Here is a 15,501-nt window from a genome sequence, read left to right as displayed (position 1 = left end):
GCATTCCGGATCAATCGCGCGGGGCGGCCGAGCTATCACCCTAATCGGTTTTCAATCCGCCGTGTCAATCTTTGCCGCAGTTCGCGCATCGGGATGATCCCGGAGGTCGGAAAATCCGATCGGCGATGTTGAGACGATCGTCGCATCGCCGCGTCCGGTTGACCGCCAGTATGCTTTCTCTCTATATTTGTCATACCGGCTGCTCGATCAGGTGTGCGATGACGATGAAGTTGGAAGTCATGTCGGGCGAGTCCGCGGTCGCTGCTACGCACTCGGCGGCCGTTCCGAAGCGATCCCCGAGTGTCGGCCTGTTCGCTGTCCTGATCGGCTGCAATGTCGCGGCCTGGATCTGGGCGCTCGTGATTTGTCAGGGCCGGCCGGCGCTGCTCGGCACCGCGCTGCTGGCCTGGGTGTTCGGGCTGCGCCACGCGGTCGATGCCGACCATATCGCCGCGATCGACAATACTGTGCGTAAGCTGATACAGCAGGGACAGCGCCCGGTGACCGCGGGGCTGTTCTTTTCGCTCGGGCATTCGACCGTGGTGTTCGCCGCCGTGCTGCTGCTGGTGGCGACCGCCGCCGCCTTCAAGGATGATTTGGCCAGCTTCAAGAACTTCGGCGGCGCGATCGGCGCGTCGGTCTCGGCATTGTTCCTGCTGCTGATCGCGGCTCTCAACCTGATGATTCTGGTCTCGGTCTGGCGCTCGTTTCGCAATGCGGCGCATCACGGCATCTACGACGACCACCATGCGATCGAAGCCGGCGGCCTGATCGGCCGGATCTGTCGTCCGCTGTTCCGGGTGGTGGCGAAGAGCTGGCATCTGTATCCGATCGGATTGCTGTTCGGGCTCGGCTTCGATACCGCCACCGAAATCGGATTGTTGAGCATCGCCGGCTCGGAAGCCGCCAACGGCCTGTCGCCGTGGCACGCGCTGATGTTTCCGGCGCTGTTCACCGCCGCGATGGCGCTGGTCGATACCGCGGACAGCGCGCTGATGGTCGGCGCCTATGGCTGGGCATTCGTCAATCCGATCCGGAAACTCTGGTACAACCTGACGATCACCGCGGTGTCGGTGGCGGTCGCGCTGCTGATCGGCGGCATCGAGGCGATCGCGCTTATCTCCGACAAATTCGGATGGGATGGCCGGGTGTGGCGCTGGTTCGGCGATCTCAACGGCAACCTCGCCAATTTCGGTTTCGTGATCGTCGGCATCTTCGTAGCCGCGTGGATCCTCTCGGCGACGATCTACTGGCTGAAGGGCTACGACCGGATCGGTGCGGCGCAGCCCGCGGAGTAGCGACTGCCTTCAGAACTGACCGGCGAGAGTGAGCCGGATCGCCAGCGGCTCGACCGGATGCAGTACCCGATCCATCACTCCGGTCTGGCACACCGCCGCGGGTGCGAGCGGCACGCCCGCGGCCGGGGAGCATAGCGCGAACAGCGAGTCGGATTTCAGCAGCGAGCCATAGGCATAGGAAATCTGGTCGGATTTGCTGTTCAACAGGTTGAAGCCATCGAGCTGGATGCGCCAGCCATTGTCGAAGCGATAGCCCGCGCGCCCGTTCAAAATTCCGGTCGCCGGCGAGACGAAGGCGTTGTCTTCGGTCAGCGGCCGCCGCCCGAAATAGCGATAGCGCAGGCCAGCGAACCAGCCGGTCTTCTCACCGAGCGTGAGGCCGGCCGAGGCGATCATGTTCGGCGCGCCAGGAATGTAATTGCCGGGCGCGTTTCCGATCTGCGATGCGGGATATCCCGCCAGCGAAGCGTAGACCGCGGCCTGCTCGGTGTCCTCGCCGCGAAACCGCGCGTGGGTCATCGCCAGATCGCCCTCCAGACCGAGCCAGGACAGCGGACGATAATCGTTGCTCCATTCGAAACCGTAGCGGCGGCTCGGTCGGCTTGCTTCCGTATCGCCGGCGTCGCCGGAGAACAAGATTTCGGAGGCCGAGTCGAGCAGGAACAGGCTGATCGAACTGTTCAACCCCGGGACCAGCTTGCTGCGCAGGCCGACCTCGGCGCCGCGGGTCTTGATCAGAAAAGGCGAGGCCTGCAGCGCGGAGCCATCGGCGGGCGATTCCGTGATCGTCACGCCGCGGGCGTCGTTGCTGTGAAAGCCTTCGCCGGCATTGACGAAGAATTCGGTTTTGGCAAATGGGCCCAACACCACGCCGAACTTGGGATTGCCAATGAAGGCCTTGGCATTGCCGGAATTGGCTGGCGTGAAGAACGACGTCACTGAAGTCTGGTAGTAGTCGCCGCGCCAGCCGAGATTGCTGCGCAGCCAGTCGGTCCAGTGCAGCGTATTCTGGACGAAGACGCCAACGCTGCCTTCCGCGACCTTGTCGCTGCGGATCGGCGACAGGAACTGCCGCTGCAGCGTGTTGGTGAGGTCGAGCCTGATATCGTCATAGCGATTTTGCACGCCGATTTCGGTCTCCATCGGCAGCCCGGCGAATTGGCTCTTGAAGGTATGCGAGGCGTTGAGGCCCCCAAGGATGCGGTCATCGTGCTGATGAAACTGATCGCCGTTGACGGGATCGCTGAGATAATAGGTGAAATTGTTCCAGAGGTTCAGCGAACTCTTGATGACGTAGAAATTGGCTTTCGATGAGCCGTCTTGCTCGGTCTGCGCCCAGCGCGCCGACAGCGAGAAGCGATCGGCATTGCCGCCATCGCTGGGATCGATCGCGCCGTACAGCCCGATCTCGCCGGAGGCGATGGCGCGCGACGGGATCTGGTCGGTGGAGTTCCAGCGGTTCGCATAGGCCATGCCAGTCAGCGAAAAACCGTCCTCTGCGGTGCCTTGGCTGTAGCGCATGACGCCGCTCAGTTTGCGCAAGCGATCGGGATCGTCCCACGGACCGTTGTAGCTGTTGGCTTCGCCTGCGATCAGCAGCGTGCCGTCGCCAACCTTGCTGGAGGTGATGCCGAAGCCGCGGCGATAGCCGAAGCTGCCCGCGGTGAAAGACGCCATCGTCTTGGTGACGCTGTCCAGCAGACCGACATGGAGCGCGCCGACCGAGGAGAAATCGCCTTCATCGGCGAAGTAGGGGCCCTTACGGATATTGACCGAGCCGATCAGCTCAGGGATCAGAAAATTCAGGTCCGCATAGCCCTGGCCGTGGGCGTGGGTGCGCATGTTCACCGGCATGTCGTCGACGAAGATCGCCAGATCGGTGCCGTGATCCAGGTTGAAGCCGCGCAGAAAATACTGATTGGCTTTGCCGTCGCCGCTGTGCTGGGTGACGATCAGGCCGGGCGCGACCTCGAGCGCTTCGGCCGGCCTGGAAAACGGGCGGGCGTTGACGGCCTCGCCGGACACCGTGCGTTCGCTGGATGCCGCCGGGGCAGCGGCGCGCGCGCTGGAAACGGTCTCGGTCGCGGCGGTGCTCGGCGGCTCCGGCCGCCTGATCGCGGGTTTCGGTTTGTTGGCGCGGCTGTGGCGCGGCGCGATCACTTCCACGACCGGCAACAGGTTCGGTTTTTGCGCCGGCGGCGCATCCTGCGCCTGCGCGTCGGCATACGCGCCGATCAAGCCGGCCAGGATCAGTTCGGACTTCGTCAGCCAGGCGCGGCGGCGCGAACGGCGGCGCCCGGTGTCAAACATCTTTCTCATCGCTCACGCGACCGTTGGATGGCGCACGCGCACGGCAGTTTGATCGATGCCGATGCTCGATTAAAGGTTTCAGCCAAATTGCCAGGCGCGCTATGTTGACGCCGATAATCGAAAACTGCCACGTCGAGTATGATGATGTCAATAAATCATCATACCGAGCGGGCCGGGAGACTGCCATGCAGCGCATCACCATCACGCTCGACGACGATCTGATGGAGGACCTAGACCGGATGATCGCCGAGCAGGGCTATCAGAACCGCTCCGAAGCGATCCGGGATTTCACCCGCGCCGGGATGCAGCAGGCGGCGCAGAAATCCGGAAAAGCCGGAGAGTGCGTCGCCGCGCTGGTCTATGTCTACGACCACGCCGCGCGCGACCTGTCGCGCCGCCTGGTGGAGAACTATCACGGCCACCACGATCTCGCGCTTGCGACGCTGCACGTTCATCTCGATGACGACAACTGCATGGAAATCACCGCCCTGAAGGGGCCGAGCCGCGAGGTCCAGCATTTTGCCGACCACATCATCGCCGAACGCGGCGTCCGCTACGGGCGCCTGGTGATGATCCCGAACGAAGCCGCCAAGACGTCGCCATCAAGCCGCAAGTCAACGGGGCATGCGCATTGATGTCGAAGAGTGTTTCCGCAGACACTCGTCATCTCCCGCAGCGTGTGCGTGGATCGATCGCTGTCACTCGTTTTGGTTCTCCAAACGACGTCCAGCGCAAACGCATCTGTTCTGCGAAAACCTTGCTCGGGGACGTAATCTAGTGCGAACGCGTTGATCTTGTGGCCGGCGCCACGTCCCGCGCAATGCCGATCGCTTCCGGTGTGCTCCCGGATGCAGTTGTCGCGGATGGTCTGATTTTAATAAGCCGTTGATTTTGCTGGCGCACCCGACACGATTCGAACGTGTGACCTTTGCCTTCGGAGGGCAACGCTCTATCCAGCTGAGCTACGGGTGCTTCAGCGGTTGATGTAGCCGATTGACCGGCCTTCGGCAACGGTCGGAAAGCCCTGAAATGGCCCGAAACGGCTCGACGGAAGGTCGCGTGGCCCTCCTTCAGGCAACGGTCACACGTTCATCGTGTCGGGTGCGCCAGGAGTGCGTGGCCCGGGTGCGCCGGACCGCGGGGGCAGATTGGTCCGAGCGCCACCATCAAGGCGGCGAGGCCCGGAGAAGCAAGCCGTGACTGTCCCCTGGTCGCATCCGAGGTCAAGGAACTGGTCGAGCAGGCAATCAAGGCGGCCGGCGAGCTCAACAGCAAATTCCCACAGTCGGCCTCACGGGCGCCGGGCTCGGCGAATCGGGAGATGGGCGAACTGTCGCAATCCTCTGACGACGGACAGCCTCACCGACTTTCCGCTTGAGGCCGATGTCTCCGCGACCCCGACAGCAAGGTCAAAAAGTTGACCTCGGGGATCTCGACGGAAGGCGGGAGCCTTGACCTCTTGATGTCTGTCAATGAGACCTCAGCGGAGTATGATCAATTGTTCGTTGTCATGAAAGTCATCCCGGGACGTATTAGGCTGATCGCAACTGTCGGGCTTGTAGTTTTGCTAACGGCAGTCATGCCGCGGCAAGGCAAAGCGCAGCAGAGCGATTACGATGATTGCGTCGCTCTGCAATACGACACGGTCAGGACCGAAAGCGCGATAGCGGCTACGATTGCAGCGTGCGCGCGCGTGTTGCAAAAACCGTCCGCATCAGCAGAGCAGCGTGCCTATGCGCTCTATTTCAGAGGCCTGAACCATTTCCTCGAGGCGACACGGATTGCCATCGCCGAGAGGAAACCGATCGGCTCTGGCGCTGCCGCGCAGCGCGAGGTGACAGCTGCTCTTGACGATCTTGCGGCGTGTATTGCCACGGCTCCCACGCCTGATCCGCGTCCCTTCAGCCTGCGGGCGACGATCGAGACGGTGTTGGAGCGGTTCGACAATGCACTCGACGATCTTGACCACGCAATCCGGGCCGATCCAAAAATATCATCACATTTTGTCCAGCGCGCCCTGATCTTGGAACGCCTCGACCGATTTTCTCAAGCGCGCGCCGATCTCGACACTGCCGTCGAGCTAGAAGCAAGAAATCAGAACGCCTGGATCAACCGTGCGATGCTGTGGGCGCGATATGGCGACGTTGAACGCGCATTTGCGGACTTCAGCCAAGCCGAAGCCGTTGGCGGAAGCCAAACCTGGTATGCGCTCAGCGGCCGCGCAAGGCTTGCGGTCAGTCTTGGCGAGCCTTTGCGGGGGTTCGCCGATTGGACGGCGGCCGCCGAAACCGCGCCGCTGCCGATGCTGGCCGCGCAGTTCCATGTCCGTGCCGGCAATCTCGCACGGGACTACCTGAAGGACCTCGAAAAGGCCTATCAGTCCTACGCGCATGCGCTTGCTGTCTCACCTCGCCATGCCGACGCGTTGATCCAGCGCGGCATCGCCTTCGAACGCGGCAATCGGTTTGACGATGCGTCAAGCGACTACCGCAAGGCGGGCGATATGACGCGAGACAATCTCCTCGAGAAGAGTATCTACGACTATTCGGTATTCCGGCTGGAGGTGCTGCAAGCCCGACGTTCGCGGAAGGCGGGGGACCCGGCGCTTCCGCCGAACATCAACGTGCTGTCACACCCGACCCGCAACGATCGCGGGCGGCGCATCGCTCTCGTCGTCGGCAACGCCGCATATCGGCATGTTCCGGCGTTGATGAACTCGGACCGTGACGCGGAGAGCGTCGGCGCAGCATTGAGCGAAGCCGGCTTTACCAGCGTGACGGTGGCGACTGACCTAGACAGGAGCCAAATGGATGGCTTGTTGCAGCAATTTGCCCGCGAGGTGGCCGAGGCGAATTGGGCGATCGTCTATTATGCCGGCCACGGCGTCGAGATAGATGGCGTCAACTATGCCATACCGGTTGATGCGGATATGGCCACCTTGATCGACGCCCCCGTGCGCGCGGTCTCAATCAATCAGATGATTTCCGCCGTTGATCAAGCGAAAGATCTTCATATGGTCGTTCTCGATGCTTGCCGTGACGACCCGTTCGTCCAGCAGTCGCATCGTGCCACCGCCAAGAGAGCGCTCGACAAAACCGCCGACGTCGGACTTGCTTCATTGATTGCTCGCCGAAAGGCAATCGGCGGAGGATTGGCAGGCTTGCAGCTCACCCAGCCCAACACGGTCGCGTTGTTTTCGACACAACCGGGTGAGGTCACGCTCGATGGTAACGAGCTGAACAGTCCTTTCACGCGAGCGTTCGTATCAAGGCTGCCGACGCCGAATCTCGACTTGCGACTGTTTTTCGAACGGGTTCGGGAGGATGTGGCGACCGGCACCCAGGGACGACAGCGTCCGGCCCTCACAGGTGGTCTGACGGAGGGCGCGAGTTTCTTCTTCTTTCCGGTGCAGTGATCGCAGCGCAGCAAGTCCATCGTCAGTGATGGCCAGTTTTGCGACATCGCGGGGAGGCCTGTGAGTACTGCTCGAAGGATCATTGGCGCAGGCCGACACGATCACGGCTGGTGCGGGATCCGGCGCAGCCCTGGCGAACAGCGAGCAAAATAAAACGAGGTGCAGATCGTCCAGCCGGACAGCCGGCGGCGCTTAAAGATGCGCCAGATAATGCGCCAGCGCGTAGATTTCCTCTTCGCTCAGCGGATAGGCGACGTCGGCCATCGCCGCCATGGCGCCGCCGGAGCGCTGGCCGGATTTGAACTCGTTCAGCGCCTTGATCAGATATTCCTCGCGCTGTCCGGCGAGCCGCGCGGTGGCCTTGGTGCCGGCATAGCTGTCGGTGTGACAGGAAGCGCAGCGCCGCCCGGCCGCGGCCTCGGCGCCCTTGCGCGACAGTTCTGGCTTGTCGTCTGATTTCTTGCCCGGCATAGGCGGTAGTGAAGCATAATAGGCGCCGAGGTTGCGGACGTCCTCGTTGCTCAGATCCTCGACGATCGGCCGCATCTGGGCATTCTGCCGGGTGCCGCTGCGGAAGAACACCAACTGCCATTGCAGGAAGAGGTCCGGCTGTCCCGCCAGCGACGGCGTGTATTCGATGATCGACACGCCGTTGTCGCCATGGCAACCCGCGCACAGTTCGGCCTTGGCCTTGCCGGCCTCGATGTCGGCGGCGCGTAGTGGCGATGGCTGGCACAAGGCGAGTCCGAGCGCGGCAGCAGCGGCCAGGCCGCGAGTCATGAGTGGCATTTTCTTGTTATGTCCAGAGAGCGTTTTCTTGGAATTCGCCGCGCCTTCCCCGTGTGGAGAGGCGCGCACTTTGACCACGTTGGGACTGCGGCCGGGCCGCAGTCCCGCGGTGTCTCAGCCGATCACTTGCTGTAGCTGATGCGATAGATCGCACCGGCCCAGTCGTCGGCGACCAGGATCGAGCCATCCTTCGCGAGCAGGATATCGGCGGGACGGCCGAGATAGCCCTGGGCACCCTCGAGCCAGCCGGACGCGAACACTTCCTGCTTGGCGTTCTTGCCGTCCGGATCCGCGGTGACTTTCACGATCCGCGCGCCCTGATATTTGTGCCGGTTCCACGACCCGTGTTCGGCGATCAGGATGGAGTTCTTGTAGTTCGCCGGGAATTGATTGCCGGTGTAGAACTTCATCCCGAGCGGAGCCACATGGGCGCCGAGGTTCAGCACCGGAGGCGTGAACTCGGAGCATTTGTGACCCATGGCGAATTTCGGATCCGGCATGTCGCCCTGATGGCAATACGGATAGCCGAAATGCTCGCCCATTTTCGAGATCATGTTGAGCTTGTCGCTCGGCATGTCGTCGCTGATCCAGTCGCGGGCATTTTCGGTGAACCAGTATTTGCCGGTGCGCGGATCGACGTCGCCGCCGACCGAGTTACGCACCCCGAGGCCCACCAGTTCGGCGTTGCCGGTTTTCGGATCGACACGGCGGATCTGCGCTACCGAGGTCGGCGGAATGCCAATGTTGAAGGGAGGTCCGAACGGCACGTAGAACCAGCCGTCCTTGTCGGCCGCGAGGTATTTCCAGCCATGGGCGACGTAGGACGGCATGTCGTCATACACCACCTTGCCGTCGCCGAGCTTGTCGAGGTTGGCCTCGGCGTTGTCGTAGCGGATCAGCTTGTCGATATCGATCACGTAGAGCGCGCCGTCGCGGAACGCGAGACCGGTCGGCATCTTCATGCCCTTGATGACGGTCTTGACGTCCTTCTTGCCGCCCTTGTCGGTGATGGCATAGACGTTGCCGAGCCCGAACGAGCCGACGAACAGCGTGCCCTTGTCGCCCCAGGCCATCTGCCGCGCGGCCAGCACGCCCGAGGCGTAGACCTCGATCTTGAAGCCGGGCGGCAGCTTGATCTTCTTCATCATCGCCGCGAGTTCGGCCTCGGATGCGCCGGTCGGCGGGCCCGCGGGCGGCGCGAGGCCTTTCTGGGCTTCAGTTTCGTCGCCGAGGAACCAATCGTCCGGAGGATGGGTCCAGAATTCCTTGGTGCCGGATTGATAGCTCTTCAGCTTGCCCTGTGCGCTGGCCTGCCCGATCGCCGCGATCGCAAGGATCGCCGCGCACGCAACAACGGATCGATTGAACACCGACTTCATCGCGCCACTCCCTATGCGGCCGATGGCCGGCCGCGATTATTGTTTTGAGCCCTAGAAGTAAATTGTCGTGGCCCGCATGCAGGCCGCAACTTTTGAATGCTAGCACATCCACCATCAGAGAGAAGCGTAATACGGCTCCGACGCAACTACGCGTCGTTTCGCTCCGCGTTCGGTCGAGTCAATTCGATTCAAGGCATCAATGCTATGCTGCGCTGGCGCTTTCTTGGTTGATATGGTTGCAAAGGCCGACCTGCATTGCACTGCGATCCACCATCGGTGCGCCGTCAAGCCAGCCATGCGCGTGGCGGCCGACGTTGCTGGCGCGCGCTCGACTTCACGCAGAGTTGTTTGTGCAGGTGCGAAGGTTCGTGTGCCGGGCATGTTGTTTCGCAATGCACACTTCAAAAACGTGACGTTGAGCCTGCGGTGACAAGTGTCTGCTTGCGCGGACACCGAGACGGCACTATCTTTTCACCACTGCGGCGATCGGACCGCAACCAATCGGGAGGACGCGATGGCCTGGAACACTCCAAAGATCGTCGAGCTGGCCGTGGGCATGGAAATCAACATGTATGCCTGCGCGGTCCGCAAGTAACAGTTTGGGTTAAATCGGCGTTTCACGAAATATGCCGTCGGCCGCGACAGCTTCCTTTGGGAGATGTTGCCGGTGGGCGGTGAGTGTGGGCGCTTGGGTACCCAGGATCAAGACGCCTGAGATAGCTAAAGGTGCCCCCGGAGACGAGTCATGTTGCGCGTCGTCGTTCTGGGAGCTGCTGCAGGTGGAGGTGTGCCGCAATGGAATTGCGGCTGCCCGGTCTGTCAGACCGCGCGACTCGATGATCCCAATCTCAGAAGCACGCAGGCGTCGATCGCGATCAGCGCCGATAGCGAGCACTGGTTCCTGATCAACGCGTCTCCGGACCTGCGCCAGCAATTGATCGCGACGCCGCAGCTCCATCCAAAATCCGGCCAGCTTCGTCACAGCCCGATCGCCGGCGTGATCCTGACCAACAGCGAAGTTGACGCCGTCGCCGGGCTGCTGTCGATGCGCGAGGGCTGGCCGTTCACGATCTACGCCCATCCCAGGGTGCTTTCGATCCTGAAGGCCAACAGCATCTTCAACGTGCTGAGCGAAAAGCATGTCCGGCGCCAGCCGATCGCGATCGACCAGCCGTTTGAGCCGACCTTGCCCGATGGTTCGCCCTCCGGCTTCGAGATCCTGCCGTTTGCCGTGGCCGGCAAGGGCGCCTGGTATCTGGAAGGCAAGGAGCATCCGGGCGGCGCCGATGGCGCCGGCGATACGCTCGGATTGCGCATCACAGACAAAGCCGATGGAACGACGCTCTATTTCGTCGCCGCCTGCGCCGAGGTGACCGACGATCTCAAGGCGCGTCTGAAGGGCGCATCGCTGGTGTTCTTCGATGGAACGGTCTGGCGCGACGACGAGTTGATCGCCGCGGGACTCGGCAACAAGACCGGGCAAGCCATGGGGCACATCGCGATGTCGGGCGAACAGGGCGCGATTGCGGCGCTCGCCGGTCTCGGCATCGGCCGGAAGTTCTTTCTGCATATCAATAATTCCAACCCGGTGCTGCTGCGCGATTCGGTCGAATGGCAGACCGCCGAGCGCGCCGGTTGGCAGATTCCCGCCGACGGAACGGAGGTGACACTGTGAATGCGATGACAGCCTTTTCGATCGCCGGCAGCGCACCGCTGCACAGCGGCGAGGATCTCGAAGCGGCGCTGCGCCATATCGGCGCGACACGCTACCACAATCTGCATCCGTTCCATCGCCTGCTGCACGGCGGCAAGCTGAACAAGGGGCAGGTGCAGGCCTGGGCGCTGAATCGCTACTACTATCAGAGTTCGATTCCGATCAAGGATGCGGTGGTGATCTCCCGGTTCCGGGACCGCGCCACCCGGGTCGAATGGCGGCATCGGATCGAGGATCACGACGGCGATCTCGGCAGCGAAGGCGGCATCGAGCGCTGGCTGAAGCTGACCGAGGGTCTTGGGCTCGACAGCGCCTATGTGGAATCCACCGAAGGCATCCTTCCGGCGACGCGCTTCGCGGTCGATGCCTATGTGCACTTCGTCCGCGACAAATCTCCACTTGAGGCGATCGCCTCCTCGCTGACCGAATTGTTCGCGCCGAGCCTGCATGAGGAGCGGATAGCGGGGATGCTGGCGCATTACGACTTCGTCAATCCCGACATCATGAGCTATTTCAAGCGAAGGCTGGAGCAGGCGCCGCGCGACGCCAATTTCGCGCTGCACTACGTCAAGCAGCATGCGACCACCCCGGCCGAGCGCGAGGCGGTCTGCAACGCGCTGATCTTCAAGACCAATGTGCTGTGGGCCCAGCTCGACGCGCTGCATCACGCCTATGTCGACGGTCATGTACCGCCGGGCGCGTTCGTGCCCGCGGCGAGCTGAGCGCAACCGATGGCCACCTTGCGCAGCCGCCATGTCACCGTCAGTGAGGCTAGCCGGCCGGTGCTGCCGCGGCATGCCAAGCTGCGGTTCGACGAGACGCGGCACCGCTGGGTGATCCTGGCGCCGGAACGGGTGCTGGCGCCCGACGACATCGCGGTGGAAATTCTGCAGTTGTGCGACGGCGTCCGCAACGTCGCCGCGATCATCGATTCGCTGGCCGCGAAATACGTCGCGGTGCGCGAGTTGATCGGCGCCGACGTGATCGCGATGCTGCAGGATCTGGCCGACAAGGGATTCCTGACCGAAGCGCGGGAGAACACGGCATGAGCCCGATCTTGACCGATCCGCCGCCTCTCGCAGCCGATCCGTCCGACGGCGTCGCGATTCTGGAGCAGCGCGGCTCGACCGCCGAGACGTTCGGGATTCCGCTCGCGGTGCTCGCCGAGCTGACGCACCGCTGCCCGCTGCAATGCCCCTATTGCTCCAACCCGCTTGAACTGGAGCGGGCGAGCTCCGAATTGACCACCGCGGAATGGAAGAAGGTGCTGAGCGAACTCGCCGAGATCGGCGTGCTGCAGATTCACTTCTCCGGCGGCGAGCCAACTGCGCGCAAGGACCTGGTCGAGCTGGTGCAGCACGCCAGCGATGTCGGGCTGTATTCCAACCTGATCACCTCCGCCGTGCTGCTGACCCGCGACAGGCTCGCCGCGCTGGCGGAGGCCGGGCTCTGCCATGTGCAGATCAGCTTTCAGGGCAATGAGCCCGTCGTCGCCGACCGCGTCGCCGGGCTCAAGGACGCGCATCGGAAGAAGATCGAGGTGGCGCACTGGACCCGCGAGCTGGACCTGCCCCTCACCGTCAACGCTGTGATGCATCGGCAGAACCTGCATCAGCTTGGCGACATCATCGAGATGGCGGTGGAGCTCGACGCCGACCGGCTCGAGGTCGCCAATGTGCAGTATTACGGCTGGGCGCTGAAGAACCGCGCCGCGCTGATGCCGACGCTGCAACAGATCGAGGACACCACGGCAATCGTCGAGGCGGCGCAAAAGCGGCTGAAGGGAATTCTGGCGATCGACTATGTGATCCCGGATTACTACGCGCTGCGGCCGAAGAAATGCATGGGCGGCTGGGGCCGGCAGTTCTTCAACATCTCGCCGACCGGCAAGGTGCTTCCCTGCCACGCCGCCGAGACCATCACCGGGCTCGACTTCGAATCGGTGCGCGGCAATCATTCGATCGCCTGGATCTGGCAGAATTCCGAGGCCTTCAATCGCTATCGCGGAACCGGCTGGATGCCGGAGCCGTGCCAAAGCTGCGACTACAAGGAGATCGATTTCGGCGGCTGTCGTTGTCAGGCTTTCGCTCTGACCGGCGATGCCGGCAACACCGATCCGGCCTGCGCGCTGTCGCCGCTGCACGAGCAGATCTTCAAGCTCGCCGAGACCGAAGCAAGCGGCGACACCAGCCGCTTCATCTATCGCAATTTCAGCGGCGGCACGCCGGAGCCGGACGACGCCCAGGACGCCTGACATTGACGCTTGGTCCGGATCAGGTCTGCGCCATCGCGTTGCCCAGCACTGGCAGATCTTGGTAGCGCCATTATTGGGTAGGCTGTCCCGCAGGAATACGCTCGGGCAGACGAATTGTCCTTCGGCAATGGTTTAGCCAACGCCATCTTGGCCTGAAAAGGGTCGATTGATGTCGGGCGGACTTCCGGCCTCACCGCGAAGGTTCATGATTATTGTTTGGGCTTTGCGAATAGTTCGCATTTGCTTGCCGCAGACCCGAAAGCGCGCCCCCAATACTCACAATATAAGAATTACTTTGGTGGTAGCATTGAAAATAGCATTTTCCTATTTCGTTGATCCATTCGATAGCTGCGCCGCTCGCGCGGGCGCATTGATGTCGCGACTGGGAATCGATCCGGGGACATGACGATGGAACAGGGACAGACGCTTCTGCGTCGTATCGAGCTGTATGCGGGGGCTGACCCGCAGCGTCGGGCGGTTGCGGCGGCGGTCGGGGCGATCGCCGCGGCGTCGATCGCGATTTCGGAATTGATCGGGCAGGGCGCGCTGGCCGGCATCACCGGGCAGGCCCAGGGCTCCGCCAATGCCGATGGCGACGTGCAGAAGGACCTCGACGTGCGCGCCGACGAGATGGTGCAGGGCGCGCTTAAGTCGGTACCCTATGCGGTGCTGGCCTCGGAGGAGGCCGAGGTTCTGGTGCCCGGCGATCCAAAGGCTTTGATCTCGATCGCCTACGATCCGCTCGACGGCTCTTCTAACATCGACACCAATATGACGGTGGGGACGATCTTCTCGATCATCCCCAACGATCCGGGCGTCGCGCCGTTCACCGCCTCCGGAAATTGCCAACTCGCCGCGGGCTTCGTGGTGTACGGGCCGCAGACTTCGCTGGTGCTGACGCTCGGCGACGGCGTCGACATCTTTACGCTGGATCGCGCCGCCAGGACCTACCGGCTGATCCGCGAGCGGGTCAAAATTCCGGCCGACACCGCCGAATACGCCATCAACGCCTCGAACCATCGCCACTGGGAACAGCCGGTGCGTGATTTCGTCGACGAATGCCTGGCCGGCGCCGACGGTCCGCGCAGCAAGGATTTCAACATGCGCTGGATCGGATCGCTGGTGGCCGAAGCCTACCGGATCCTGACCCGCGGCGGCGTGTTCCTGTATCCGGCGGACTCCCGTCCGGGCTATGGCGATGGCCGGCTGCGGCTATTGTACGAGACCCATCCGATGGCGATGGTGATGGAGCAGGCTGGCGGCGGGGCTTCGACCGGCCGCGAGCGCGTGCTCGATCTCGCCGCGAAATCGATCCATCAGCGCTCACCCTTGATCATGGGTTCGATCGACAAGGTCAAGCGCATCGAGCTGTTGCACAACGATCCCGACGCCGCGTCGCGGACCGCTCCGTTGTTCGCGCGTCGCGGCCTGTTCCGAGTCTGAAAGTAACCCATGTCCCGCAAACATCCGATCATTTCCATCACCGGTTCGTCCGGCGCCGGCACCACCTCGGTCAAGCGCACCTTCGAGCAGATCTTCCGCCGCGAGAACGTCAACGCCGCCTATATCGAGGGCGATGCGTTCCATCGCTACAACCGCGTCGACATGCGGACCCGAATGGCCGAGGAGGCCGAGAAGGGCAACAAGCACTTCAGCCATTTCAGCCCCGAGACCAATCTGTTCGAGGAGCTGGAGACCACGTTCCGCGACTATTCGGCGACCGGCACCGGCAAGACCCGACACTATGTCCACGACGATACCGAGGCGGCGCTGCACGGTGTGGCGCCAGGCAACTTCACCGAATGGGCGTCGCTGCCGGAAGGCTCCGACCTGTTGTTCTACGAAGGCCTGCACGGCGCGGTGATGACCGAGAAGGTCAACGTGGCCCAGCATGCCGACCTCAAGATCGGCGTGGTGCCGGTGATCAATCTGGAGTGGATCCAGAAGCTGCACCGCGACCGCGCCGACCGCGGCTATTCCACCGAGGCAGTGACCGACACCATCCTGCGCCGGATGCCCGACTATGTGCACTACATCGTGCCGCAGTTCGGCGAGACCGATATCAACTTCCAGCGCGTCCCCACCGTCGATACTTCGAATCCGTTCATCGCGCGCTGGATCCCGACGCCGGACGAATCGATGGTGGTGATCCGGTTCAAGAACCCGCGCGGTATCGACTTCGCTTATCTGCTGTCGATGATCCAAGGCAGCTTCATGTCGCGGGCCAATTCGATCGTGATTCACGGCTCGAAGATGGACCTGGCGATGCAGCTGATCCTGACGCCGCTGATCATGCAACTGATCGAGCGCAAGAAGGGGGCAAAGTAACAATGGGCGGCATG

General features: G+C 62.6%; 13 protein-coding genes and 1 tRNA gene. 10 read left to right on the top strand and 4 right to left on the bottom strand.

What is annotated here, in order from left to right; translation table 11 throughout:
• Positions 1–224: 224 nt before the first annotated feature.
• Positions 225–1,298: a HoxN/HupN/NixA family nickel/cobalt transporter gene (locus tag HXX15_RS05240; RefSeq protein ID WP_296513377.1), complete on the top strand. Its 1,074-nt coding sequence runs from the start codon at positions 225–227 to the stop codon at positions 1,296–1,298.
• 9 nt (positions 1,299–1,307) lie between these two features.
• Here HXX15_RS05240 and HXX15_RS05235 read toward each other — a convergent pair whose 3' ends face one another.
• Entirely contained in the window at positions 1,308–3,608 is a 2,301-nt protein-coding gene (locus HXX15_RS05235; protein WP_296513375.1) for a TonB-dependent receptor, read from the bottom strand.
• 185 nt (positions 3,609–3,793) lie between these two features.
• Between HXX15_RS05235 and nikR the strand changes: the two genes are divergently transcribed.
• Complete coding sequence (nikR, locus tag HXX15_RS05230) at positions 3,794–4,243, top strand: nickel-responsive transcriptional regulator NikR (protein ID WP_296513373.1); 450 nt, start codon at positions 3,794–3,796, stop codon at positions 4,241–4,243.
• A 260-nt stretch (positions 4,244–4,503) separates the two neighbouring features.
• Here the strand turns inward: nikR and HXX15_RS05225 are convergent.
• A tRNA-Arg gene (locus HXX15_RS05225) sits at positions 4,504–4,580 on the bottom strand.
• 526 nt (positions 4,581–5,106) lie between these two features.
• On the opposite strand from HXX15_RS05225, the gene HXX15_RS05220 reads away from it, so the two are divergent.
• Positions 5,107–7,023 carry a caspase family protein gene (locus tag HXX15_RS05220; protein ID WP_296513371.1) on the top strand — a complete coding sequence of 639 codons (1,917 nt, stop codon included), beginning with the start codon at positions 5,107–5,109 and terminating at the stop codon, positions 7,021–7,023.
• A gap of 192 nt (positions 7,024–7,215) precedes the next feature.
• Here HXX15_RS05220 and HXX15_RS05215 read toward each other — a convergent pair whose 3' ends face one another.
• Together HXX15_RS05215 and HXX15_RS05210 are read right to left on the bottom strand one after the other, a co-directional pair.
• Positions 7,216–7,803: a c-type cytochrome gene (locus HXX15_RS05215; RefSeq protein WP_296514849.1), complete on the bottom strand. Its 588-nt coding sequence runs from the start codon at positions 7,801–7,803 to the stop codon at positions 7,216–7,218.
• Between the two features lie 131 nt (positions 7,804–7,934).
• The gene (locus tag HXX15_RS05210; protein ID WP_296513369.1) at positions 7,935–9,191 is read right to left on the bottom strand and encodes a PQQ-dependent sugar dehydrogenase; all 1,257 of its coding nucleotides are present in this window, start codon (positions 9,189–9,191) and stop codon (positions 7,935–7,937) included.
• A 514-nt stretch (positions 9,192–9,705) separates the two neighbouring features.
• Between HXX15_RS05210 and pqqA the strand changes: the two genes are divergently transcribed.
• From pqqA to HXX15_RS05175, 7 genes are all read left to right on the top strand, one after another.
• The gene (pqqA, locus tag HXX15_RS05205; protein ID WP_296514847.1) at positions 9,706–9,786 is read left to right on the top strand and encodes a pyrroloquinoline quinone precursor peptide PqqA; all 81 of its coding nucleotides are present in this window, start codon (positions 9,706–9,708) and stop codon (positions 9,784–9,786) included.
• Positions 9,787–9,936: 150 nt separating this feature from the next.
• Entirely contained in the window at positions 9,937–10,866 is a 930-nt protein-coding gene (gene pqqB, locus HXX15_RS05200; protein WP_296513367.1) for a pyrroloquinoline quinone biosynthesis protein PqqB, read from the top strand.
• The gene (pqqC, locus tag HXX15_RS05195) at positions 10,863–11,627 is read left to right on the top strand and encodes a pyrroloquinoline-quinone synthase PqqC (protein ID WP_296513364.1); all 765 of its coding nucleotides are present in this window, start codon (positions 10,863–10,865) and stop codon (positions 11,625–11,627) included. The genes pqqB and pqqC overlap by 4 nt, the downstream gene beginning before the upstream one ends.
• Before the next feature lie 18 nt (positions 11,628–11,645).
• The gene (gene pqqD, locus HXX15_RS05190; RefSeq protein ID WP_296514845.1) at positions 11,646–11,954 is read left to right on the top strand and encodes a pyrroloquinoline quinone biosynthesis peptide chaperone PqqD; all 309 of its coding nucleotides are present in this window, start codon (positions 11,646–11,648) and stop codon (positions 11,952–11,954) included.
• On the top strand, positions 11,951–13,159 hold the full coding sequence (gene pqqE / locus HXX15_RS05185) for a pyrroloquinoline quinone biosynthesis protein PqqE (protein WP_296513363.1): 1,209 nt from the start codon (positions 11,951–11,953) through the stop codon (positions 13,157–13,159). Before pqqD ends, pqqE begins: the two co-directional genes overlap by 4 nt.
• Positions 13,160–13,567: 408 nt before the next feature.
• On the top strand, positions 13,568–14,602 hold the full coding sequence (locus HXX15_RS05180; protein WP_296513361.1) for a class 1 fructose-bisphosphatase: 1,035 nt from the start codon (positions 13,568–13,570) through the stop codon (positions 14,600–14,602).
• A gap of 9 nt (positions 14,603–14,611) precedes the next feature.
• Entirely contained in the window at positions 14,612–15,487 is an 876-nt protein-coding gene (locus tag HXX15_RS05175) for a phosphoribulokinase (protein WP_296513360.1), read from the top strand.
• The last annotated feature ends 14 nt before the right edge of the window (positions 15,488–15,501 follow it).

This window comes from Rhodopseudomonas sp., assembly GCF_013377015.1.
Taxonomy (GTDB): Bacteria; Pseudomonadota; Alphaproteobacteria; order Rhizobiales; family Xanthobacteraceae; genus JARJEH01.
This window is presented reverse-complemented; position numbering and strand designations above follow the sequence as displayed.